The 23,057-nt window shown below is 40.6% G+C and carries 20 protein-coding genes; 10 read left to right on the top strand and 10 right to left on the bottom strand.

The genetic code is table 11. The annotated features are described in order from the left end of the window. From NWP25_RS00100 to argZ, 3 genes are all read right to left on the bottom strand, one after another. Positions 1 to 175: helix-turn-helix domain-containing protein (locus NWP25_RS00100; RefSeq protein WP_280651743.1), on the bottom strand; the 175-nt coding region annotated here is incomplete at its 3' end. Then, complete coding sequence (locus tag NWP25_RS00095; RefSeq protein ID WP_280651736.1) at positions 141 to 734, bottom strand: IS607 family transposase; 594 nt, start codon at positions 732 to 734, stop codon at positions 141 to 143. The genes NWP25_RS00100 and NWP25_RS00095, both read right to left, overlap by 35 nt. A gap of 84 nt (positions 735 to 818) precedes the next feature. Then, on the bottom strand, positions 819 to 2,930 hold the full coding sequence (gene argZ / locus NWP25_RS00090; protein WP_280698602.1) for a bifunctional arginine dihydrolase/ornithine cyclodeaminase: 2,112 nt from the start codon (positions 2,928 to 2,930) through the stop codon (positions 819 to 821). Positions 2,931 to 3,702: 772 nt separating this feature from the next. Here argZ and NWP25_RS00085 point away from each other — a divergent pair. Together NWP25_RS00085 and miaB are read left to right on the top strand one after the other, a co-directional pair. After that, positions 3,703 to 5,241: an energy transducer TonB gene (locus NWP25_RS00085; protein ID WP_280698600.1), complete on the top strand. Its 1,539-nt coding sequence runs from the start codon at positions 3,703 to 3,705 to the stop codon at positions 5,239 to 5,241. A gap of 234 nt (positions 5,242 to 5,475) precedes the next feature. Next, the gene (gene miaB / locus NWP25_RS00080) at positions 5,476 to 6,840 is read left to right on the top strand and encodes a tRNA (N6-isopentenyl adenosine(37)-C2)-methylthiotransferase MiaB (protein ID WP_280651733.1); all 1,365 of its coding nucleotides are present in this window, start codon (positions 5,476 to 5,478) and stop codon (positions 6,838 to 6,840) included. Between the two features lie 94 nt (positions 6,841 to 6,934). Here the strand turns inward: miaB and NWP25_RS00075 are convergent, their stop codons facing one another. Continuing rightward, entirely contained in the window at positions 6,935 to 7,783 is an 849-nt protein-coding gene (locus NWP25_RS00075; RefSeq protein WP_280698598.1) for a lysophospholipid acyltransferase family protein, read from the bottom strand. A 972-nt stretch (positions 7,784 to 8,755) separates the two neighbouring features. Here NWP25_RS00075 and NWP25_RS00070 point away from each other — a divergent pair. Continuing rightward, positions 8,756 to 8,944 carry a hypothetical protein gene (locus tag NWP25_RS00070; RefSeq protein WP_280651731.1) on the top strand — a complete coding sequence of 63 codons (189 nt, stop codon included), beginning with the start codon at positions 8,756 to 8,758 and terminating at the stop codon, positions 8,942 to 8,944. Positions 8,945 to 9,130: 186 nt separating this feature from the next. Here NWP25_RS00070 and NWP25_RS00065 read toward each other — a convergent pair whose 3' ends face one another. Further along, positions 9,131 to 9,328, bottom strand: a complete 198-nt coding sequence (locus NWP25_RS00065) for a hypothetical protein (protein ID WP_280651730.1) — start codon at positions 9,326 to 9,328, stop codon at positions 9,131 to 9,133. A 357-nt stretch (positions 9,329 to 9,685) separates the two neighbouring features. Here NWP25_RS00065 and thrC point away from each other — a divergent pair, with 357 nt between their 5' ends. Next, positions 9,686 to 10,777 (top strand): threonine synthase, encoded by a 1,092-nt coding sequence (gene thrC, locus NWP25_RS00060; RefSeq protein WP_280651729.1) that lies wholly within the window; start codon positions 9,686 to 9,688, stop codon positions 10,775 to 10,777. Between the two features lie 22 nt (positions 10,778 to 10,799). On the opposite strand, the gene NWP25_RS00055 is transcribed toward thrC, so the two are convergent. Next, a complete protein-coding gene (locus tag NWP25_RS00055; RefSeq protein WP_280651728.1) occupies positions 10,800 to 11,264 on the bottom strand; it encodes a hypothetical protein in 465 nt (154 codons plus the stop codon). A gap of 196 nt (positions 11,265 to 11,460) precedes the next feature. Here NWP25_RS00055 and radC point away from each other — a divergent pair, with 196 nt between their 5' ends. Then, a complete protein-coding gene (gene radC / locus NWP25_RS00050) occupies positions 11,461 to 12,192 on the top strand; it encodes a RadC family protein (protein WP_280651727.1) in 732 nt (243 codons plus the stop codon). A 201-nt stretch (positions 12,193 to 12,393) separates the two neighbouring features. Further along, positions 12,394 to 12,507, top strand: coding sequence for a hypothetical protein (locus NWP25_RS18595; protein ID WP_374914099.1), 114 nt, complete (start codon positions 12,394 to 12,396; stop codon positions 12,505 to 12,507). Positions 12,508 to 12,594: 87 nt separating this feature from the next. On the opposite strand, the gene NWP25_RS00040 is transcribed toward NWP25_RS18595, so the two are convergent. The 3 genes from NWP25_RS00040 to NWP25_RS00030 all read right to left on the bottom strand — a co-directional run bounded on the left by NWP25_RS00040 (position 12,595) and on the right by NWP25_RS00030 (position 17,700). Next, positions 12,595 to 13,776: a hypothetical protein gene (locus tag NWP25_RS00040; protein WP_280651726.1), complete on the bottom strand. Its 1,182-nt coding sequence runs from the start codon at positions 13,774 to 13,776 to the stop codon at positions 12,595 to 12,597. Between the two features lie 268 nt (positions 13,777 to 14,044). Next, complete coding sequence (locus NWP25_RS00035) at positions 14,045 to 15,277, bottom strand: zinc ribbon domain-containing protein (RefSeq protein WP_280651725.1); 1,233 nt, start codon at positions 15,275 to 15,277, stop codon at positions 14,045 to 14,047. 377 nt (positions 15,278 to 15,654) lie between these two features. Beyond that, complete coding sequence (locus tag NWP25_RS00030; protein ID WP_280651724.1) at positions 15,655 to 17,700, bottom strand: elongation factor G; 2,046 nt, start codon at positions 17,698 to 17,700, stop codon at positions 15,655 to 15,657. Between the two features lie 280 nt (positions 17,701 to 17,980). On the opposite strand from NWP25_RS00030, the gene NWP25_RS00025 reads away from it, so the two are divergent. The 3 genes from NWP25_RS00025 to NWP25_RS00015 all read left to right on the top strand — a co-directional run bounded on the left by NWP25_RS00025 (position 17,981) and on the right by NWP25_RS00015 (position 20,080). After that, a complete protein-coding gene (locus tag NWP25_RS00025) occupies positions 17,981 to 18,895 on the top strand; it encodes a tetratricopeptide repeat protein (protein ID WP_280651723.1) in 915 nt (304 codons plus the stop codon). 90 nt (positions 18,896 to 18,985) lie between these two features. Beyond that, positions 18,986 to 19,534 carry a phosphate-starvation-inducible PsiE family protein gene (locus tag NWP25_RS00020; RefSeq protein WP_280651742.1) on the top strand — a complete coding sequence of 183 codons (549 nt, stop codon included), beginning with the start codon at positions 18,986 to 18,988 and terminating at the stop codon, positions 19,532 to 19,534. Between the two features lie 306 nt (positions 19,535 to 19,840). Then, on the top strand, positions 19,841 to 20,080 hold the full coding sequence (locus NWP25_RS00015; protein WP_280651722.1) for a hypothetical protein: 240 nt from the start codon (positions 19,841 to 19,843) through the stop codon (positions 20,078 to 20,080). Positions 20,081 to 20,247: 167 nt separating this feature from the next. On the opposite strand, the gene ndhD1 is transcribed toward NWP25_RS00015, so the two are convergent. Next, positions 20,248 to 21,822 (bottom strand): photosynthetic/respiratory NAD(P)H-quinone oxidoreductase subunit D1, encoded by a 1,575-nt coding sequence (ndhD1, locus tag NWP25_RS00010; RefSeq protein ID WP_280651721.1) that lies wholly within the window; start codon positions 21,820 to 21,822, stop codon positions 20,248 to 20,250. Between the two features lie 623 nt (positions 21,823 to 22,445). Between ndhD1 and NWP25_RS18590 the strand changes: the two genes are divergently transcribed. Beyond that, the gene (locus tag NWP25_RS18590; protein ID WP_374914094.1) at positions 22,446 to 22,595 is read left to right on the top strand and encodes a hypothetical protein; all 150 of its coding nucleotides are present in this window, start codon (positions 22,446 to 22,448) and stop codon (positions 22,593 to 22,595) included. The last annotated feature ends 462 nt before the right edge of the window (positions 22,596 to 23,057 follow it).

The raw sequence follows: 23,057 nt of genomic DNA, 5'->3' as shown, positions 1-23,057 counted from the left end.
GATAAGGGACTGATTTACTCCATTGTGGTAGTTTGTTCAATATGTCAGTCTTAATCCCTTTCCAGTTAGCCTTAATGCTAGGGTCTTGCACCAGTTTGACGGTGGTGTTGTAAACAAACCTGGACACACCAAACCACTGTTTAACGATCCGCCTGTGCTCGGTTGTGAGAAAGATCCGGATCTTCCTTGATTTTTTTACTGTACTTCCTGAGTCCGTGCATCCGACAAGAGAAGAGGTGGAGGATAGAGAGAAGATCCGAGGTAAGCTCTGACTCTGGGCAATGTACATTGTTGTCGAGAACCACGATTCGTCCACCGTTTTGCTCCACCATGTACTGAATAAGCTCGAATCCAAACCTTGCAAGTCGGTCACGACAGGCAACAACAATCGTGAGCTTATCTCCCCGCATAAGTCTGTCCAGTAAGGCTTGCAGTCCTTTTCTTTTAAAGTTGATTCCACTGCCGATATCTTTGATGATTTCGGCATCCGGGTAGAGTGATTGCATATAGGCAATTTGTCTACCAAGGTCGTCTCGTTGCTTGGTTGAACCAACCCGGCAGTAGCAAACAAAGGAAGTTCTAGTTGCTCCACGGAGGTAGGATTCGACGTTAAAAAGTCTTTGTCCTGCTTCGTTTTTGATGCTTTCAATCTTGCCATTGTCTGCGTACTTTCTTAAAGTGTTTGGATGCAGTCCTAGTTGTTTGACTGCTTCTCGTAGTGGTACATAAGCCATACGACTATATTAGCATTTATGAGCATATATAATCTATTGTTGGCAAATAGTTAGCCATTGACTAACCCTTCTATGTTACATTTCTTAACTTACATTAGCAACATAAGGACTAGTCAACTTATCCAACTGCTGAACCAACAAACTGAGGAACAAACCCACATCCGTCACCACACCCACAGATTCCACAGAACCGCGATCGCTTAACTTAGTAACCACAGCCGGATTAATATCCACACAGACTATTTTCACCCCAGCCGGAGTCATATTCCCCACCCCAATAGAATGCAACATACTAGACAGCATCAACACCATCTCCGCACCCTCAATCAATTGAGCATAATTCTCCTGAGCTTTAATCAAATTCATTTGGGTATCAGGTAAAGGCCCATCATCCCGAATAGAACCAGCCAAACAGAAAGGCACATTATTAGTAACACACTCATACATCACCCCACCCTTAAATACTCCCGCCTCCACAGCCTTAGCAATACTGCCATAACGGCGGATAGTATTAATGGCCTTGAGGTGATGGCGATGTCCACCACGCACAGTGACACCCCGCTTCATATCCACACCCAGGGATGTGCCCATAATATTTTGTTCAATATCGTGGACAGCAATGGCATTGCCACCCAAGAGCCCCTGTACATATCCTTCCCGAATCAGTCGCGCTAAATGTTCACCGCCCCCCGTGTGAATCACCACAGGACCAGCAGTGACAACTACTTTACCGCCCGCATCCCGAATTTTACGTAATTCCCAAGCCACTTGCTCCACCACAAGTTCCACACGCCTTTCACTGGAAACACCCGATGACATAAAGCTAAATTCTTGAGAATTACGCTGTTCTCGTGATTCAGTTTTGCGGATAGTACGGATACCTTGCACATCCACCACTACCAAATCATTTACTTCTAAATCCCGGAGAATTTTACATCTAGCCATTAAACCATTGGCGGTTTGAGTAATAGCGATCGCACCATCCATGCGCTGATTATGCACTTTAATCCACTCAGCATTAATTCGCACTTCTGTAGGATAGATAGTACTGACGTAGAAATCATCAGGAGCCACCCCAGCTTGGGTTACAGGCTCCAGTTTAGCATCTCGTTCATTTTGGGGTAAATCTACAGCACCCAAATCAATTAACTGAGAGATAATTTCTTCCATTACCTCATGAGAAGGGGCTGAAACTCGCACTTCAGCAGCTGATGTACTTTGGCGTTGTTCTCCCAAGTTGAAATTCATCACTTGGAAACTTCCCCCACCATCCACAATTAAATCTAGAGCTTGGTTAATCAAACCAGAGTCCAGCAAATGTCCTTCCAACCGAATAACGCGGCTTTCTACGGAGACATTGGCATGAATTTCTGTGTGGAGTGGTTCTGTAACTCGCAGTGTGAGACATTTAGCTGCACCACCTGCTTTGAGGAATTCTGTCAACGGCGTTTCAATGACTCGAAAACCAACATCTGTTAAACGTGTTTTTAAAGCATTGCCGGCTTTATTCACAATCACAATGCTGTCTACGTTCACTGTATTACAAGCGAAGTTCACAGCATCAGCTTCGGTAATTGCTATCCGCTTTTCTGGTGCAACGCGCATTTCTATTAAACGGTTAGAATAAGCATCAAAAGCGCCGGGATAATACAATAAATAGCCGTTAGCTAAAGGACAAAAGCAAGTATCTAAGTGATAAAAACGCTCATCAATTAAGCGCAGAGATAGCACCTCAATATCTAGCCATTTAGCTAAATAAGGGTGAGAATCTAATTCAGAGCGAAAGCCATATCCAGCCCATAACCAACGTCCTTCCCGATCTAAAAGTGCATCCCCAGCACCTTCAAACGGTAAGTCTTTAGGTAATAAATGAACTGTGTAACCGTTTTCTTCAAACCAATTTTTAAAGAAAGGTTCTTCTCCCTGACGTTCTTTGTGCAGAAATCGACTGAGAACAACATTTTCCCCCAGGACCAAGCCAGCGTTAGCAGTAAATACCATATCGGGCCAACCCATCTGGGGCGTTACTAAATCGACAATGGCGTGTTGTTTGAGAATGTGGTGAAGTTTCTGCCACTGTTCCACGGCGCGTTCGCGCGAAGACTTGTGAATATTCCCTTCCATCCAGGGATTAATCACATAATCTACATTGTAGTGGTCAGGGGGGCACATTAAGAAACGAATCAGGGAAGTCATAAAAATATTACAAGCGTTAAGATGCTACAAGCCTACTTCAAAGACAGTTTTTTGCAATTGTGATTTTTGGGAACCAGCTATTAAATGCCAAATAAACCTACTCAAATCTACTCATAAAACTAGAATTGCTTCTTTATTTGTCCACAGGCGTAAATTCAAGAACAACTTCTCCATAATTTACGCTAAATTCAATCAAGAGATTTAAAAGGATTGGGCGAGATTTTTTTTGCTGTTGCCAGCCCTTTACCTATAAGTAGTTATTAGTTGGCACACATTCTTTTTCCATTCTATTCTGAGTTCAACATAAATAGCGGATACCAAGGAGATTAAATTGTCAAAATGGCATGGAGTAAAGCATGGAGATATACAACCACTCTAATTTAATGTTTTAACCACACTCACTAGATATTTATCCGTTATTTTTTATTCTTTGTTAATAATTCTCTAGCTAGGCAAGAAAATCCAGGACTTGAATTCCATCCTTAATAGATAGCTGCCGGATTTTTTGTAGTTGATTTTACATATAAAGCCAAATTTTTTGTTAAATTAAATAGTGATTTAATATACATTTGTTAAATGTCAGAGATAATTGATATTTTTTAGCAAAAAATCAAGATTAAAAAATTACATAAGTTAAAATTTGCTCTCAGCCGGAAAATCAACATATTAGCCAATCCATAACATTACCGAAACAATTTTAATTTTTGACTTGTTATTTTCAGCCAGTGCGTTCTAATATAACTGAATAACTGAGAAAAGGTATCAATAAACTATGAGTTTTTCCGGCATTAATGTCGAACATCGCTCTCAAGAAGTTGAGGCTGTTAAGACATTCTTAATATACAGTCTGATTGGTTCCTTAGCCCTACACATTGGCGTACTGTCTTCCGGTATAGGTATTTTGTTGACGAGAGTGCCGAAAAAACAATATGAGCCAATAGACTTAATAATTGTAGATCCCGTAAGTACCACCGTTGAAAAACCAGAAAAACCGCCGGAAATAATTCCCGAAAAAGTTAAAATACCCAAGCCTCGCAAAATTGTCACCACTAAAGTGACACCTATCACTGCGGTAAAAATTGAGCCAAAAATTATTCAGCCCCCCCCAGTACCGCAACAACAGCTAAAGGTAGTTACACCACCAGCTCGGGTGGAAACTGTTCAACCTCCTCCAGTTTCCCAGCCACTCCAACCAACTAAAGTAACCACTGAACAGCCTCAACCCACAATCCCCCCACGCCAAGCATCTATAGCTAAGTTAGAATCTCTTTTGACTTCCACATCATCAACATCACCAATTGCGGTTCCTCAGATAAATGAAGGTAGTGAAAACCTCAGAGAAACCTTAAGTGGATTGAGAAATTCCAGAATTACTCAAAGCAGTAATACAGCAGCTTCAGTCACCACAGAAAATACTACCACTTCTAACAATGTACAAGTACAACCATCGCCGGTAGCAGTCGCCCCCACCGTGCCCACTACTCCACAGATCAAAACACAACCAGAAAACAATAGAGAAAATAATAATCCTAGCCCTAATTCCAGGGGTTCAGGTAATGGTCGGGCAGCTTGCGCTGATTGCAGCACTAAATATCCAGAGTTTGCCAGACGGCGAGGAATTGAAGGCAGAGTAGAAGTAGCTGTTGATACTGATTCACAAGGTAATGTTACTAATGCACGGATTGTTGGTTCTAGTGGTAACAGCAAATTAGACCAAGAAACCTTGAGACAGGCGCGTAACTGGAAATTGAAACCATCAGAGGGTGGCAGAAGCAGAGTATCAATAGCTACCGATTTTGCAATAGAAGGTTCACGCCGATACCGCCAAGTCCAAGAACGGAAACGAAAACAAGAAGCACAAGCCAGACAGAGAAGTCGCCAAACAGCAATATCTAATCCCAGTTCTACATCGGAGGATACAAATACTCCTTCTGCCAACACCATCAGCAAACCCAGAAGAATCAGGATCAGACGAGAAACTACACCAGTAGCAACACCAGTCAAAGAACCTCGTCAGCCCGTACAAAACAGAGCAGCTAGTTCATCATCTCCAAGCAAAAAAACTTCGACTACAAGGAATCTGAGAGAGTCTTTACGCAACGCCCGCCGTCAACGAAGCACCACTAATTCTGCACAAGAACAACCAAGCACAAATCGGCGGCGACGTTTCAGGTCAAATCAACCATCTCCTGCATCTCCTAGCAACAGCTTATCTTCAAGTCAGAATGAGTTGCGGAATTCATTACGCCGCAGTCGCAAAACTGCTCCACCTCAGCCAGCAGCATCATCTGAAGCTACCAGTGAGGAGTAGATATACAGTAGTTAATTTTCACAGATGGCAATGGAAATCAATTAGTCGGGATTAATTCCCAACGCCTTGAATTGGGGGGCTAGTTGTTCGACGCCGCAAGGCGGGATCCCCATCAGTTGGTAAAACTCCTGGAATTATCAGAGCGATTGGCCTCTAAATCAGGTAGCTTTCTCTATTGTTTAATAGAATAGGAATAAAGTTTATATACTTAATGCTAAATCAGCAGAATTGCCCATGACCACTTCTAATCGCCGTTACCATATCATTACCTTCGGTTGCCAAATGAATAAAGCCGACTCAGAGCGCATGGCTGGCATTTTAGAAGACATGGGCTTTGAATGGTCAGAAGACCCCAATCATGCAGATTTGATTCTCTATAATACCTGTACGATTCGCGATAACGCTGAACAAAAGGTGTATTCTTACCTCGGCAAACAAGCGAAACGTAAGCACCAGCAACCTGATTTAACATTGATTGTTGCAGGTTGTGTTGCCCAGCAGGAAGGGGAAAGCTTGTTACGACGGGTGCCAGAATTGGACTTGGTAATGGGGCCACAACACGCTAACCGCCTCAAAGATTTACTGGCATCAGTGTTTGATGGTAATCAAGTTGTAGCCACTGAGTCGGTTCACATTATGGAAGATATCACCCAGCCACGAAGAGATAGCAATGTTAATGCCTGGGTAAATGTGATTTATGGCTGTAATGAACGCTGTACTTATTGCGTAGTTCCTAATGTGCGCGGTGTAGAACAATCCCGCACCCCAGAAGCGATACTTGCTGAAATGAAGACACTGGGACGGGAAGGTTACAAAGAAATTACCCTCTTGGGTCAAAATATTGACGCTTACGGTAGAGATTTGCCGGGGACAACTCCAGAAGGTCGGCATCTGCATAACTTCACTGATTTACTTTATTATGTACATGATGTTCCAGGAATTGAACGGCTCAGATTTGCCACTAGTCATCCTCGTTATTTTACTGAAAGGTTAATCAAGGCTTGTGCCGAATTACCCAAAGTATGTGAACACTTTCACATCCCCTTTCAATCAGGTGATAATGAAGTGCTAAAAGCAATGTCACGGGGTTATACTCACGACAAATATCGCCGGATCATTGACACCATTCGACGCTATATGCCCGACGCTTCCATTAGCGGCGATGCAATTGTCGGTTTTCCGGGAGAGACAGAAGCACAATTTGAAAATACCCTGAAATTAGTGGAAGATATTGGCTTTGACTTGTTGAATACAGCAGCATATTCCCCCCGTCCCGGAACGCCAGCAGCTTTGTGGTCAAATCAACTCAGTGAAGAAGTCAAAAGCGATCGCCTACAAAGATTAAACCATTTAGTCAATATCAAAGCAGCCGAGCGATCGCGGCGTTACATGGGACGCATTGAAGAAGTTTTAGTAGAAGACAAAAATTCCAAAGATCACACTCAAGTTATGGGACGCACTCGCGGTAATCGGTTGACATTCTTTACCGGCGACATCAATCAATTAAAAGGGCAGTTGGTAAAGGTAAAAATTACTGAGGTTCGGGCTTATAGTTTGACTGGTGAACCTGTGGAACTACGCCAAGCAGTGCCAGTATGAAAGATGCACGTGTTGAAAACTTGAGAATCAGTGAATAAAGTGTTATGAGCATTGTTTTCATTGGATCTGGATTTGTTTTGTGGTTACTGCTAAATCACTCCTGATGGCGCATCTGAACTAATTGGTCTAAGTCTTGCTGCATCTGATTGACAACTAATTCATAGCATTCATTGACATACTGGCGATTGCTAGCCGCTTCCTGGCCGTACCGTTCAAATACAATGGGTTTACACACCCGTGTTTGAATATGTACTGGTAATGGAATATTGGGAAGAGGCCCAATTGCTAGTCCCCACGGTAATCCCAGATAAACAGGAAAAACTACCGGGTCAATATCAAACAACCACGGCATTCCCCATTCGTGGAATTGCTGTAGGATTTTATAGAAGTCAGCCAAGACAATCAAAGTATCATGAGCGCCGGTAGAAATTATCGGTACAATCGGTACTTTTTCCTGTAGGGCTAGTTTGATAAATCCACGCCGTCCTGCAAAGTAAATTTTATTCCGCAAATGATGCGGTCGAAAGACGTCTTCTGCTCCACCAGGATAGACCAATACACTCGCCCCACAACGGAAAGCGGCGTAAGCCATTTTTGGATGAGCTATGATTGCGCCAGTTTTAGCAGCTATTTTTGCTACTTCTGGGGTAAATTTCCAAATATGGGGATGCATTAGACCGTACACAGGTTTCTCAAACCCAAATTTTCGGAACCAGTCGTACATAATCATGGCCATGTCAGGAGAAGCCATTCCTCCATTGTGAGAACCAACGAACAGGACTTTTTCTTGGGTGGGAATATGATGCCAACCACTTGTTTGCACTCGAAAGTAGTAATGATACAAAAAGCTGAATAAGGGCATCAAAGATTTGATAAATTCCGGATCTCGTTCATTTAAAGACCAACCGAGTTTTGTTGTGCTTCTATGTTTCTCTTCTAACATCTACAAATAATAGAATTAGTAAAAATGTAACTATTTTCCTTGTTTGGCTGAATTTAACTAAAGTAGAATCACATTATTGATGATACCTTGGTTAGGCAGTTCCCTAAGGAAAGGATACTTGTTCCCACTCGCCTACAAAAGAAGAGTGGAGTTGGTTGACACTCTCCATTCCCCAACAAAGGGAATAGCTGAGATGACTGAGGCGCAAACGCGTTAATCGGCTTTTATGCCTTGGCGGAAAAACTTAACCTCAAGGGTTTTCAGCCTATCTTCTTATAAACCAGAACGAAATATTGTAGTTAATGGTCTTGCCCAGAAAGTTGATTTCGGTGTAAATGTGGCTTTTATCTTAGTTTTATAACTAAATTATAACTATATTTAAGTTTTTTTCCATACATATAGCTTCCATCTCAATTAGACAGTGTGTATACCAAAAAATTAGTAATATTTTTGACATTCTATCATTTTGATAATTTTCCCAGGGGAGATTTTATGAACTTGCTTCACTTAGTAAAAGGCTTATAATACTTATAGCTATAACAATATTTAATTCGTTAATTTTATTCTTGAGTATCTGCCAAAATGGCAACTGATTAAATTTGTTATGTGATATATTCGTGAGAAGTGTAGGGATTGACTTTGATTGAAACACGGAATCCAGCATAATTAGCTGTTCTTTTTGTTTACGTAATCTTCTCTCCTCACAACCTATTCAGTTTAATGTTGGCTATTTTTATAAATTCCAGGGTGTATTGCCACTTTCAAGCTATGTCGGCGGGATGAAACCCGTCTTTTATTTTGCAACTAATCTGAAGAAAAGTTTGGCTAAGAGTGCTAAATCAAAGAGGATTTCTTATAGTATGAAAAATTTTAGCTGTCCAAATTTCTCATACGTTAAGGTATTTAGCAATACCGAAATAAATCCTTAGCAGCTTTTATGAAATTTGGACACATCCCATAGGAAGATGACCAATGGCAAAAATAATAGGTAAATTAGTCCGGGATGTTGTTATGCACTGGATTTATAGTGAGGTTTGGCGATGCGCTAAACCTCTTTTATTATTGGTAGGTGGTAGAAAAATAGCTGGCTACACAAGGGACTTCCAAAACGTCACATCAAATCCCCGATTAGTCATAATGATCATCTTGGTTAATGATTAAAGCTCATAAAAAGTGCCCAATAAACCCTCACAGCGGTGGTCAAGGTGTCCAATACAGAATATTGAGCATTGTTAGTAGAGAATATCGATAATTATTACCTAAAGCGTTGGTGAGATCAAAGTCAAGGGTTTGACTAGTACTTTTCTATAGTACCATCTACGGACGGTCGCCGTGACGAAAACTAATCTATTCCTTTTCCTCTTGCTTGTGCTCCGCTAAACGTTGTTTTTTCAGGTTTTGTAATTGGTGTAACAGAGAATCCACCTCTGCTTGCAGGTGTTGCAGCTTCGCTTGTTGATCGTCTTGATAGTAAGACTTGTTGACATTGTTAAGCCAAAGAGTCTCGGAGGGCCGTTGAGAAACACTAGATGAATAAGTAAGCATTGTTAAATAAAATCCACAAATAAACTCACACCATTTAGTAAATATTACAATAATACAAAGTTAACATATGTTAAAAAATTGTATATTTTATATCACTTACTGTATTGCAGTACCAGTGCTACCACAGGAGACTGGAATTGTTTAGAGAAAGTTCCATAAGGAAATTATCACCTGATTTCGCATATGTACCTATCGGCAGTTATGATAAAATAGTGTCTTGTATAAAATCAAAGTCATCAGTAAGACGCTGGCATTAAAGGAGATAATATTCTTGTCCTTTTTGTGGGGAAAAAGAATTAGCTTTCATGTCTTCCCATGCTGCGTTACCCAATCCCTAGTTAAAAACTTTTAAAACCCGTGACTGTGAGTTTGTCTGTTGCTAAATCTTATCGCCAAGCTTGGCCTGGACTGATAGAAGCCTATCGTGATTACTTGCCTGTCAGCGAAAAAACACCTGTTGTAACTTTATTAGAGGGTAACACCCCCCTGATTCCAGTACCGACAATCGCAGAACGCATTGGCAGAGAAGTAAAAGTATTTGTGAAATACGATGGTCTTAACCCCACTGGCAGCTTTAAAGACCGGGGTATGACTATGGCAATTACCAAGGCTAAAGAAGCCGGGGCTAAAGCGGTAATTTGTGCGAGTACAGGTAACACCTCAGCCGCAGCTGCAGCTTATGCCAAACGTGGGGGAATGAAGCCCTTTGTGCTCATACCAGATGGTTATGTGGCTTTGGGTAAGTTAGCGCAGGCTTTATTATATGGTGCTGAAGTTTTAGCAATCAAAGGCAATTTTGATCGCGCCCTAGAAATTGTGCGGCAAATGGCAGAAAGCTATCCTATAACTTTGGTAAACTCCGTCAATCCCTACCGTTTAGAAGGACAAAAAACCGGAGCATTTGAAGTTGTAGATGCGTTGGGCAATGCCCCAGACTGGTTGTGTATCCCAGTGGGTAATGCGGGGAACATAACAGCATATTGGATGGGTTTTTGTCAATATCATCAAGCAGGAAAGTGCGATCGCTTGCCCCGAATGATGGGATTTCAAGCCGCAGGTGCAGCCCCCTTAGTCCATAGACAACCAGTCACCCATCCGGAAACCATCGCCACAGCAATACGCATTGGTAACCCTGCTAGTTGGGATAAAGCCATCGCTGCCCAATCAGCTAGTCAAGGCAGCTTCAAAGCCGTAACTGATGCAGAAATTCTCGATGCCTATAGACTTTTAGCATCATTAGAAGGTATATTCTGCGAGCCCGCTAGCGCTGCTTCTGTAGCCGGTTTGTTGCAGGTGAAAGACCAAGTTCCTACAGGAGCAACAGTGGTTTGTGTCCTCACAGGTAATGGTTTAAAAGACCCAGATACAGCTATTAAACACAGTAATAGCCAATTTAAACAAGGCATAGACGCTGAGTTGGCTGCAGTAGCCAAAGCAATGGGCTTTTAATTGATTCAGTTTGAGAGAGTTACTAGCCCCCGGCTCTTTGTCTTGCCGAGCCAATAGCATCACCCAAGGCTGTGGTTAGACTCTTGCGAGTTTGAGCGTGTTTTTCTTGCTCGGTTTTTAAGGCTTGCAGCAGGCGATCGCGTTCTTTAGTAACGGCGATAAGTTTACATTGCAATTCTTCCAATGATTTAATTTGTTTAATTTCTTGTTCGGCTACGGTTGTAGCTTTCCTATCCTCCACTATCCCAGAATCCAATCCCTTGAGTTGATGTATCTCTGCTTTGAGGGAACCAATCACTTGTTGGGCTAAATTTGCATCTGTGCGGCGTTGTTCTGCTTCAGTGTTATAAAGTTTACGCCATTTTTGAGCACTTTCCCAAGCAGTATGACCCTCGTGTTGCTGTTCTGCTAATTGTTGTTTGAGTGACTGAATCTCAGCTAACCACTGTTGGGTTAAAGCTGCGATCTTATCGATACTTTCCGCCATAATAATGCTTTTTTATATACTATAAATATACTAAACTTAAGTATAATCTACCTAAGCGATCACAGTCATTAGCTGTGACGGCATCTATGCCCAATTGATGAAAATTAAAGATTGTTTCATCTGAGGATGATGTGCAGAGCAAACAAGGGATAACTAAAGGTAGTGCTATCTAAGTGAGTATTCTCTTAGTTATTCTATGAGCTATTGTCTGAGAATTGCTGATATCCCCACAGATGAGCGTCCACGTGAACGTTTAATGAGCCACGGTCCCAAAATCTTAGCTACCGCTGAGTTAATTGCGATTCTTTTAGGCACTGGTCAAGGGCCGGGAAAACTTTCAGCCGTGGGCTTAGGGCAATATTTGCTACAGGAATTAGGTAAACACCAACGTGATCCCTTGGCAGTTATGCGAGAAGTAACCCCGGCTGAGTTAATGCAAATTTCTGGTATTGGACCGGCAAAAGCCACAACTATCTTAGCGGCGATTGAATTAGGGAAACGTGTTTTTCAATGTCGTCCCTCAGACAGCACACCAATTGATAACCCGATGGTGGCAGCAGCAGCACTGAGTCAAGACCTGATGTGGCAAACACAAGAACGTTTTGCAGTGTTGCTGTTAGATGTCAAAAATCGCTTATTAGGAACCCAAGTAATTACTATTGGTACTGCCACAGAAACCTTAGCATCTCCTCGTGATATTTTTCGCGAAGTTATTCGTCAAGGTGCAACACGGGCAATTATTGCTCATAATCATCCTTCAGGTAACGTAGAACCCAGTGAGGAAGATATAGAATTGACCCGTCAGTTATTAGCAGGGGCGCAGCTATTGGGTATTCCGTTATTAGATCACTTGATTTTGGGGAATGGTACTCACCAAAGTTTACGTGAAATTACGAGCTTATGGCATGAATATCCCCAAGGTGATTGATAAGTAGGTCAACATGATTAAAAATAACGTGGACTGTTAACGGTTAACAAACTCATCTAATCACCCTCAAGCTGTTAAGAAATTAGCTAGAAAACACCTCAAGGTAAGTAAACAGCGTCAAGATTTTGCGGTTAAGACTGCAAGGGCGCTTTTCCAGTCCAGGGACTTGGTAGTTTATGTGGAAAACGAGTTAAAAAATCTTTGTCTACTCGTACTCACAAATGCCATTCTTGCCGAACAATCATGTACCGTGACCACAATGCAGCTAAACAAATATTAGGGAAAGGACTTAAAAGTACTGTGGTTAGCACATAATCTAAAGCTTGTGGACATAAGGATCTCTGGTCAGTTGGGGAAGCTCTTTTAATTAAGTCGGCTGATTGAAACAAGAATCCCACGGCTTCAATCCGTGGGAGCGTTAATACTAACAGGTTCAATGGTTATCTGTAGAAATAAATTACTCAACTCTGGTTTTGTGCCATCTTTATTTTGTGCTGGTAAAAATCTATCGTTTTTGAAAATATCATTGACAATTTGTTCATATAGGCTTTTTTTACTGGGTAGACTCACTGGTTCTATTTCTAAAACTACAGCTTCTTCAAGGTTACCGTTGTGATCAATTACCAAGCTAGCCAGCAACTTTACAGGCTCAAATTGAGAATCACTAAAAATATAACTTGAGTCTAAATTCTTAGTGTTACTTCCCTTATGTATTGCTAGAACATCGGGTAAACCATCTGGTGTTAATCTACCCTCTTCTACCAATTGAGCTATTTCAGTTTTATTGAATGGAGTAAATGTCACCCTCAGTCCTTTTTTCCCGGGATTATCCGCAATTTTTTCAGAGGGTGTGGGTTCTATTTCCTCCGCAGTATCCGCAATTTTTTCAGAGGGTGTGGGTTCTATTTCCTCCGCAGTGCGGGCAATTTTCCCTTGTTCAATCTCCGAAACTTTTGGTAGTTCTGATGGAATAGATGGAAGGTCTGTTGGTAGTGGTTGTCCTTGTTCCAGTACAACTTCTTCGCGACGGTTCCAAGGCAAATCATCGGCTGCAATTGTTGGTGTCGGCTTTGGTTGAAATGCTGGTGTTGAAACTGTTTTCTCCAGCAAGTTTTGGGTATTAGCTTGAGAAGTTTCTACTTTACCCTCGCCTTCACTTTTACTCAGTTGAGAAGGTTTTACTTTACTTTCAGTTGTACTTTCACTTTTAAGTTCACTTTCACTCAGGAGACTAGCATCAGAATTTATTGCCTCAGTATCCTCATTGCTAGATGTAGTTGGTGCAGCAATTTCTGGTGCAGATGTTGATGGAGATTCTTGAGCAGAAATTGATGATTTCGGTGAGACTGTTTCTGCTGATGTTTCTATGGGAGAAATTTCTATAAGTTCAATGGGAACAACTGTTTCGCCTTGCTGCGGAAACCAAGGTTTAAACCCATTAGATGAGCGCATAAACCAGAAAAACAACAACAAATGCAAGGAAACTGAAGTTATGGCTGCAAAAATCCATAAACTTGGTGAATCTGTGTGTCTTCTCCGTTCATGGGCTAGAATTGCGGTTTTATCCCTAACAGATGATGTCATATTGAAACCCAAAGATGATTCGGCACTCTTGCTCATTGGTCATGCTGCAAAATCCAGTTCTCATCTTAGCGATTAGCTGTAATTTCTGGTGTAACAATAAAAGTTAAAACTGTTCCATCAATATAAAACTGTGATTAGGCACGGTTCTGTGCGCAAATCAAGACTTAAAGTTCCGCCTCGGGCTTTTTTTACCAATACATTATTTAACACTGAATCATTGCAATGGCAAGGAAAGACGCAATTCTTTGCAAGTGATCGCCACACCCAGTTATATGTGATGATGACTAGAATCTTGGACAGCGCCACAGTGATGGCAGTGGGATAGGTATTTATAAGTCAAATTATGGCAGTTTGGACATTCGATGTATTGATAATAACCACAATGTGGACAGTATTTATCATGATGCCGAATTTTTTTAGCGCAGTTAATACAGCGTGAGTCTTGAACCCTCCTAAGTGCCTGCATTTTAGTATTGAAGATAACCTTTTGAAAAAGTTGAATAATTCCAAAACCAACCACTGGGATCAGCAAGATATAAATATAGCTGATCAAGAACAGCAAACCACCGAGAATAGTGTTGAGAATGTCAAATATCAATGTAAATAATACACCGAATTGTAGAAATTCAAATATTTTCAGTAGCAGTGGTATTAAAAAAATAACCAGCAAATGCCAACTTATAAGCGAGATTAGTCCATATTCTCTGGGTTGAGCAAAGTTGTGAACTGACAAAGCCACAAGAATGAGTGGCACAAGAAACAGGCATTGAAAACTGAATTGGATGCTTGGATACCAAAATGATGCTTGCTGATAATCTGCTTTAACTTGATTAAATTGACTATCATTTTTCAGTAAATCTAAAAAATTAATGCTTTCTGGTTTTGTAACTAGTTGATTTTTGAGACTATAAATTTCTTGTTGCAGTGTCGAAATTCTGCGACTATTTTGTTCTAACTCTTGTTTAGCCTTTCCTGCACTAACTAAATTAATTGATTGTTGGGGAGACTGACCTGCAATTTTTTCTAAAAGTGTGGAGTCGTATTGAGCGCGAATATTACTATTGATTTGTTGAAACTCACTTACCTGTCTTTGTTTCTGCTGAATATTTTGGCTGATTTGCTGGTTTTTGGCAATAGAAATCTGATCTTGATATTTGGCATATTGCAAACAAGTTTGAGAAACCTTACCCAGACGTTTATGTTCAGCTTGTAAGTAAATTTCCTCTTGGTTGATAAGAGACAATGAACTAATCACAATTTGATAGTCTTTATCTCCAGCAGTCTGTCTACTGAAATCTTCCCACTGGGAATAACAGGGGTAAGCTTCCGATGGGCTGATGTGCCATCTGCTAATATCATTTAATCCTGTAAAAACATTGATCAATATAAAAATATCAATCACAATAATGACTACTAAACTAAGTTTATTCAGCGGGGCATTATTGATTTTTCTAGACTTACTAAAAAATTTTTTCCACAGACTGTGAATTTTGTTAAGCATATTACATTATGGATGACAACTGAATCAAAGTGTAGAAGTAAACAATACCGTAATTGTTACCACTATTACTCCCTGGGAAGATTATACTCTCAATGGTCATAATCAATACTGTATAAATTTAAAAAAATAGTCTGGAAATCCTCAAAGCGATCGCAGTTAGCAGTCGCAAATATTTTTGATTGCTTGGAGTTTGATTCAAGGAATGCGCCAGCCAGTAATGATATAAATGCGTAGTTTAAATAGGCTATATTTTGTACTGGTAAACTAGTACTATTCTTCCAGGATTACTTTGAATGAAAAAATGTCGCTAAAATAGCTTGGAGTAACTGCCAATGTCACTCCAAGATGATTACATCAAAAAGACTTTGAATTAAATATTACTTACCGTTGCCGTTACTACCATGACCATTGCTGAGAAGGACACGTTCAGCAATTTTATCTGGTACTTCCTGAAGATGGTCATATTCCCACTGAAAAAAACCAATGCCGAGAGTGAGCGATCGCAGATCTACAATAAAGTTTTGCATCTCTGCTTGTGGCAAATACCCAGATACATTATCCCAATTTTGCCAATCTTGTTTGCCCTCATATCCTAAAATCTGTCCTCGTCTACCACTCAGTAATTGCAGCACCTTAGAAGTAAATTCACTTGGTGTTGTAATTCGCACCCGCAAAATCGGTTCCAAGAGAGTGGGTTGAGCCTGAGATACCCCCGTTTGCATTGCCAATCGAGCGGCTTGTTTAAAAGCTTGTTCGGAACTGTCTACACTGTGATAGGAACCATTGGTCAAGGTTACAGCCAGATCCACTATGGGAAAACCCAATGGCCCGTGTGTTAAAAACTCGCGGACACCCATTTCTACTCCGGGAATATACTGTTTGGGAACTACACCCCCAACTATAGTTTCATGGAAGTTAAAACCTTCCCCTCGTGGTAAAGGCTGAATATCGAGAAAAACATCACCAAATTGCCCATGACCACCGCTTTGGTGCTTATAGCGCCCATGAACCGCAGCAACAGTTTTCCGAATTGTTTCTTTATATGGAACTTTTGGTAAATGAGTTGTCATTGGCAAGTTATATTTGCGCCGCAGTCTGTCGAGAGCGACTTGTAAATGAATCTCACCTTGACCCCAAAGAATAACTTCATGAGTATCGCCGTGTTGTTCCCAAGCTAAAGAAGGGTCTTCCTCTAACAATTTGGTGATAGCACTGCTGAGTTTGACTTCATCATTGCGTTTTTCTGGTGTAATTGCCAAAGCATACACCGGCGTTAACTGTTCTGCCTTGGGTAATTGCGGTACTTGGCTTTCTATGGAAATTGTCTCTCCTGTCTTGATGCCCTCTAAACGAGTCAAAGCGACAATTTCACCAGCACTGACTTCATTTACTAATTGCTGTTGTTGTCCCATTAGGCGATAAATTCCACCAGTGCGAATACCATTGAGGACAATACCATCAATTAACTTACCTTGCCAAACACGGACTAGGGAAAGTTTCCCACCTTGGGGAGTGTAGTAAGTTTTGAGTATCTGTGCTAAGGGTTGATTACCTTTAATATTTTTTAAACGACGTTCTGCCGTCGTTTCTGGTTCTGGTGCTTCTCGTTGCAGCGCTTCTAACAAAGGTCTAACACCATAATCTTGTTCTGCTACACCAAAGAAAACAGGAACTACCAAATCAGCTCCTAATTCTAATTTTAAGTCTTTGAGAATTTCTTCCTGGGATGGTTCAATGTCTTCTAAAAGTTCTTCGAGTAGATGGTCGTCAAAATTTGCCAAAGCTTCGAGCATTTCTGCCCTAGCTATATGTTCTTCTGCTTTTAAATTTTCAGGAAAAGGGATCAGGTCAGCAGGTGCCCCAGCATGATATTTATATGCTTGTTCGCTCACCATGTCAATAAAGCCAGTGAGTTGTTCCCCTTCCATGATGGGATATTGGTGCGCCACCAGAGGACGACTAGAAACTGCTTTGAGGGCGTCTAATATTTCTAGAACGTGAATATTTGCCCGATCCATTTTGTTAACAAAGACGAGGTGGGGAATTTCCCAGTCGTCGAGGAATTTAAATAGAGGCGCAAGGGTGAGGACGCGATTACTGATGGGTTCACAAACTACAATTGCCGCATCGACTCCTATTAAAGCGTTGTAGGTTTCTTGGGCAAATTCCACTGAACCCGGACAATCAATAAAGGTAAAACGAGTATCATTAAACTCAGTGTTAGCGGCGCTTACCTCCACGCTCATGTGCCGATCGCGTGATTCTGCAGCACTATCTCCTACTGTGTTACCATCCTTAACATTTCCTTGACGAGAAATTGCCCCACTGACAAATAGTAAGCTTTCTAGTAATGTGGTTTTTCCACTTAAATAAGGTCCAACAATTGCAACGTTTCGCGCACCCGATTTTACTTTTTTGTTCATAAAACCCCTCTTGCGGTAAGTTCATCTTACCCGCATAATTCTTTCCTGTTCAGGAATAGAAAAATAGTTTTCTTAAGGAAGAATCTTTCCTTCTTAACTTTTCATTATCCTTCCTTTAATCACAAGTTTAAAAAATTGTATTCTCTCGTAAAATTAGGTTTAAGATTCGTAAATTAAAACAAACTTTAATGCATTAATGATAACTTTTGTAAAGACATTTGAAATTACAAAACCAGTCCTTAAGTTAAGGTAACTAAAAGTTTTGCGAGTTAGTGAATCAATGAAATTAACATTATATAAACATTGTATAGTCGGGACGGTCAGCTTGATCATGCTGGGTAAAAGTATGCTTTTCCCATCACCCAGTCGCTCTACCCCCTTACAAGCCCAATATAGTTTACCAACATCCATAGCTTCTTTAAACCAAGGTTTACAGGCTATTCAGGAGGGAAGGCTACAAGATGCGATCGCGGCTTTTCAACAAGCAACGCAGTTAGATCCATATTTAGCAGCGGCGCATTATAATTTGGGGTTAGCACTACGACAAACAGGACAATTACAGCCAGCTGCCGATGCTTTTTATCAAGCAACACAAGCCGATTCCAACTTAGCCCCAGCCTTTGCTAATTTAGGTGGCGCATTGTTAGAAGGAAATAATTTACAGCAAGCAAGTGATTACTTAGAACGAGCCTTAGAACTAGACCCTAAGCTAGGTTTTGCCCACTATAACTTGGGATTAGTGCGAAAGCAGCAACAAGATTGGGATAGAGCGATCACATCTTTTAAAAAGGCAATGCAGTACAGTAAAAATGCGCCAGAAGTACCCTACCATCTAGGAACCTGTTATCTGCAACAAGGCAAAGTTAATCAAGCAAAGTATGCCTTTCGCCAAGCCATAAACATTAATCCCAAATACGCCGAAGCTCATTACAATCTAGGCAAAATTTTCTTTAACCAAGGCAAACTAAAAGAAGCATTAGTAGCTTTTAGAAAATCAGCCGAAGCTAATTCTAATTATCCCAATGCTTATTATGCTGCTGGGTTAGTTTTTATGCAGCAAAAGCAGTATACACAAGCAGCACAAGTTTTCCAATATGCCAAAGATTTATACAATCTCCAAGGTAATCTCCAATGGGCTAATAATGCCGAAAAATTGTGGCAAGAAGCACAAAATTTAAATTACCAACCTCGCTGAGGCGTAATCACTTAAATTTACATAATATTAGATTAATGAGTGGACTAGCTGGTGTGATCTGAAGTTGACCAGATAACAATGGAAAAGGAAATGTACAAGCGCTTCAAAAGTCGATTTTTATTTTGCAATCGCTGGCTTGATCGGCACATAATTGTTCGTAACATGGAAGCTTTCCAAGACTTAATTGTAATTGTCTTGTGTTTGGGTTTATTCGCCGTAATGTTGATACAGTTATGGGGCATATTTACTGACATCATGCAGTCACTAAACTATAAACAGGTGACAGCAAAAATACTATTTGTCTTGATTTTGGTTGAGTTATTTCGACTACTAATGGTTTACCTACAAGAACATAGTATTTCTGTGGGGGTAGCAGTTGAGGTAACAATTGTATCTCTACTCCGGGAAGTAGTAGTTCACGGAGCATTGGAGATTTCTTGGATTCAAACAGCAGCAATTTGTGGTTTATTGATGGTTTTGGCTACCCTACTACTTGTATGCGCCAAAACACCACACATGGACTGCATGAGTGCTAACACCAAGTTTTGCCCTATTACCCATCAGGGAAATATGGAAAGCCAAAATGAGTATGGATTCCATGATTCGCATCAATATGACAATAATCAACCTCTGGCTTGAAACTCCTGATTTACAAAAACCAGATGCTCATTCTCTGCCGTGAATCTGAACCTGCTGATAGGTGTCATTTTTTAGGTTGGCAAACTTTAGCCTAGCTACTTAGGCTGAAATTTTTCTTGTTGAAATGCACTATGTATTTTGAATTGTTTAGACATCTTCTAGCCGAAAGATATTAACTAAAAAATTTAAGGTTTCAAATACGTATTAAAGTTATTTAAGCCACATCCTTTTCTACGCTTTTGGGGAGATGAATAATTACTTGAGGATGAGTATAAAGTAATTAGTAACCTCAAGGAGAATAAATTTATGACTACAGGTAACGGTCAATCTCAACAACCAATTAGCAACCTAGAGTATGACTTTATCACAGTCTTGCAAAATAAAGCTGAAGCAGTGAAGGCTTATGAATGCTACATCAAGGATGCAAAGGAAATCAACTCTCAGCCTTGTGTGGAATTATTTGAAAAATTGCGGCAGTCTGAAATTGAGCAAGCCCAAGAAATTCGTCACCATCTACAACAAGTGATGCAGCACGGTAAGATGTAATTCCGTAATGCAAAAGTACAATATTTTTATAATTAACCACAGATGCACGCCGATAAATTATCTGTGTGCATCTATGCGTATTTGTAGAGTAAGTTCTGGGGAAGATAAAAAAGAGTGGGTATTCTACCCACCCTCAAAAAATCTAAAATTAGACTAGTAATCGTTACTTAACGAGAAATTACTGGTGTACGGAAGGAAATTTGTGGTGCTTCTTTTTCTTGTGCCAAGGTTGGCACAGAGTCTCGCAATCGAGCAGTTAACTGTACAGTTGTAGCATCATACATCTGAGTAAGTAACTTGGGATAAAACCCAATACCAATAATTGGCACCAACAAACAAGCAATGATAAACACTTCACGTGGTTCAGCATCTATCAAAGCTTGCTGGGAAACTAATTCTTCGTTTTCTTGACCGTAAAAAATTTCCCGCAACATAGACAGCAAATAAATTGGAGTTAAAATGACCCCAACTGCCATCAAGAACACGACGATAAGTTTAAAAGTGGAACTATAAGCATCACTAGTGGCAAAGCCCACAAACACCATCAATTCAGCCACGAAACCGCTCATTCCTGGCAATGCTAAAGAAGCCATTGAACAGGCGGTGAACATAGCAAAAATCTTCTTCATTCTCTTACCGACACCACCCATTTCATCCAACATTAGGGTGTGTGTCCGGTCATAAGTCGCCCCTACAAGAAAGAACAAACTCGCCCCAATCAAGCCATGAGAAACCATTTGTAAAACTGCGCCACTTAATCCCAAATCCGTGAAGGAGGCAATACCAATCAGGACAAAGCCCATGTGAGAAATTGAGGAGTAGGCAATTTTCCGTTTGAGGTTGCGCTGGGCAAAGGATGTCAGGGCAGCATAGATAATATTCACTACCCCAAAAACTACTAGTACTGGTGCAAAATAAGCATGGGCATCGGGGAGCATTTGGGCATTCATGCGAATTAAGGCGTAACCGCCCATTTTCAGGAGAATACCTGCTAGCAACATATGCACAGGCGCTGTAGCTTCGCCGTGGGCATCTGGTAGCCAAGTATGCAAGGGAATAATTGGCAACTTGACTGCGTAGGCAATGAGGAACCCAGCATATAGTGCTAGTTGAAAATTCAGGGTGAAATCCTTTAAGGTGAGGGATCGCATATCGAAAGTTACCGTATCGCCATAAAATCCCATCGTTAGGGCGGACAGCAAAATAAACAGTGACCCACCAGCTGTGTATAAAATAAACTTAGTTGCTGCGTATTGTCGCTTTTTACCTCCCCAAATCGACAGCAGAAAGTATATCGGTACTAGTTCCAGTTCCCACACCAAGAAAAATAACAGCATATCCTGAACGGCGAATACGGCGATTTGACCGCCATACATCGCCAGCATCAAGAAATAAAATAGTCTGGGCTTGAGCGTTACAGGCCAAGCTGCTAAAATCCCCAACGTAGTAATAAAGCCAGTCAAAATAATTAGAGGCATGGACAAGCCATCTGCCCCTACTGACCAATTCAAATCAAGTTGAGGTAGCCAAGGGTAACTCTCCACCAACTGCAAATCTGGATTAGAGAAGTCGTAACCAGTATAAAAAGCATAAACAATTAGTGCAAAATCTATTAACCCTACAATGAGGGAATACCAGCGCACTGTTTTGCCGTCTTTATCTGGAATGATGGGAATCAGTAGCGACGCGGCTATTGGTAATAAAATAATCGTCGTCAGCCACGGGAAATTAACTGTATTCATCGCAATTCGTCTGCAAACAGAATCTTGTTTGGCAAAAAGTCACTAGCTATTTATTAACTAACAGCTTTTTGGGAGTTTTGCCTTCATTGTTAGGTTGATTTAATCAAATTGACAATCCCCCGACCCAGCACACACCATCAGGTTCCATTTTTTTCTCAGCCACTATGTTACTAGCTAGCGATTGCTCTCCTTTAGTCTATATCCGGATTGCCCTCGTTAGATTCGCCTATGCCTTTGATTACTGGATAGATGTGATCACCACATTTCTCCCATCTTCCAGACATTTGAGTACCATGGTGCCTAAAATAGCAAATTTATTGGAAATTTTAAAATCCTCTGTTTATTAGGGAGCTTTAGCCATAAATCCTTCGTCTGAGTCAGGATTACCAAGCTTTGAGTATAAAAGTTAGAAGTTGCTATTCATTTTGATTGAGTTAGATTTAGTAAAATAAACTATGGGAATCCGGTTTGATTACTGAAATTACTTGTAGATGCAGGGAACTGCGAGCAGCGAACAGGAAAAAATGAATAAAACTCTACCGAGTTTTGTATGGCTACGCCACGCAAGCTATCAAAAATCAAATAGGACTCCTATGGTAAAGTTGAAACAGAAAAATCCTATTATGTCATCTCCAGTAATTACTACTGTAATTAGAATGATGGAATCTTTATCTGAAGATGTACAAGAAAGAATTATAGAACATCTCCGAGAGTACCTGGAAGATTTGCAAGATCAATTAAAGTGGGATAATTCATTTAAGAAAACTCAATAAAAATTAATTGCATCTGCTCAACGTGCTAAAAGAGAGATTAGAAAAGGACTTACCAAACCAATGGACTTTGACAAGTTGTAAATTCAGGATTTGGATCTGGCTTCACAAAAAAACTAGATTTGGTGTACGCACACTTACAGGTTACAAACACCTATGAAGTCAGCAACCCTTCCTTCTTTTTGGGATGAATATCAGTCTCTTGACAAGCAAGTTAGACAGAGTGCTAGAAAAGCTTATCGTTTATGGAGAGACAATCTTTTTCATCCGTCTTTACATTTCAAGTGTAGAAATACTCAGGAAAATATTTGGTCTGTCCGAATCCACAAGTGTTGAATGTTAAGAAAGAGGTGATAAAAATAGCCCAAAATATGGTAAATTCTGGGCCAAGGATTAAAAAAAATAATTGATAATGATTATAAATTCATTTCCTAAGATTGTCAAAGACATCCTCAGACCGTTGCC

The sequence above is a fragment of the Umezakia ovalisporum Ak1311 genome (assembly GCF_029891685.1).
GTDB lineage: Bacteria > Cyanobacteriota > Cyanobacteriia > Cyanobacteriales > Nostocaceae > Umezakia > Umezakia ovalisporum.
This window is presented reverse-complemented; position numbering and strand designations above follow the sequence as displayed.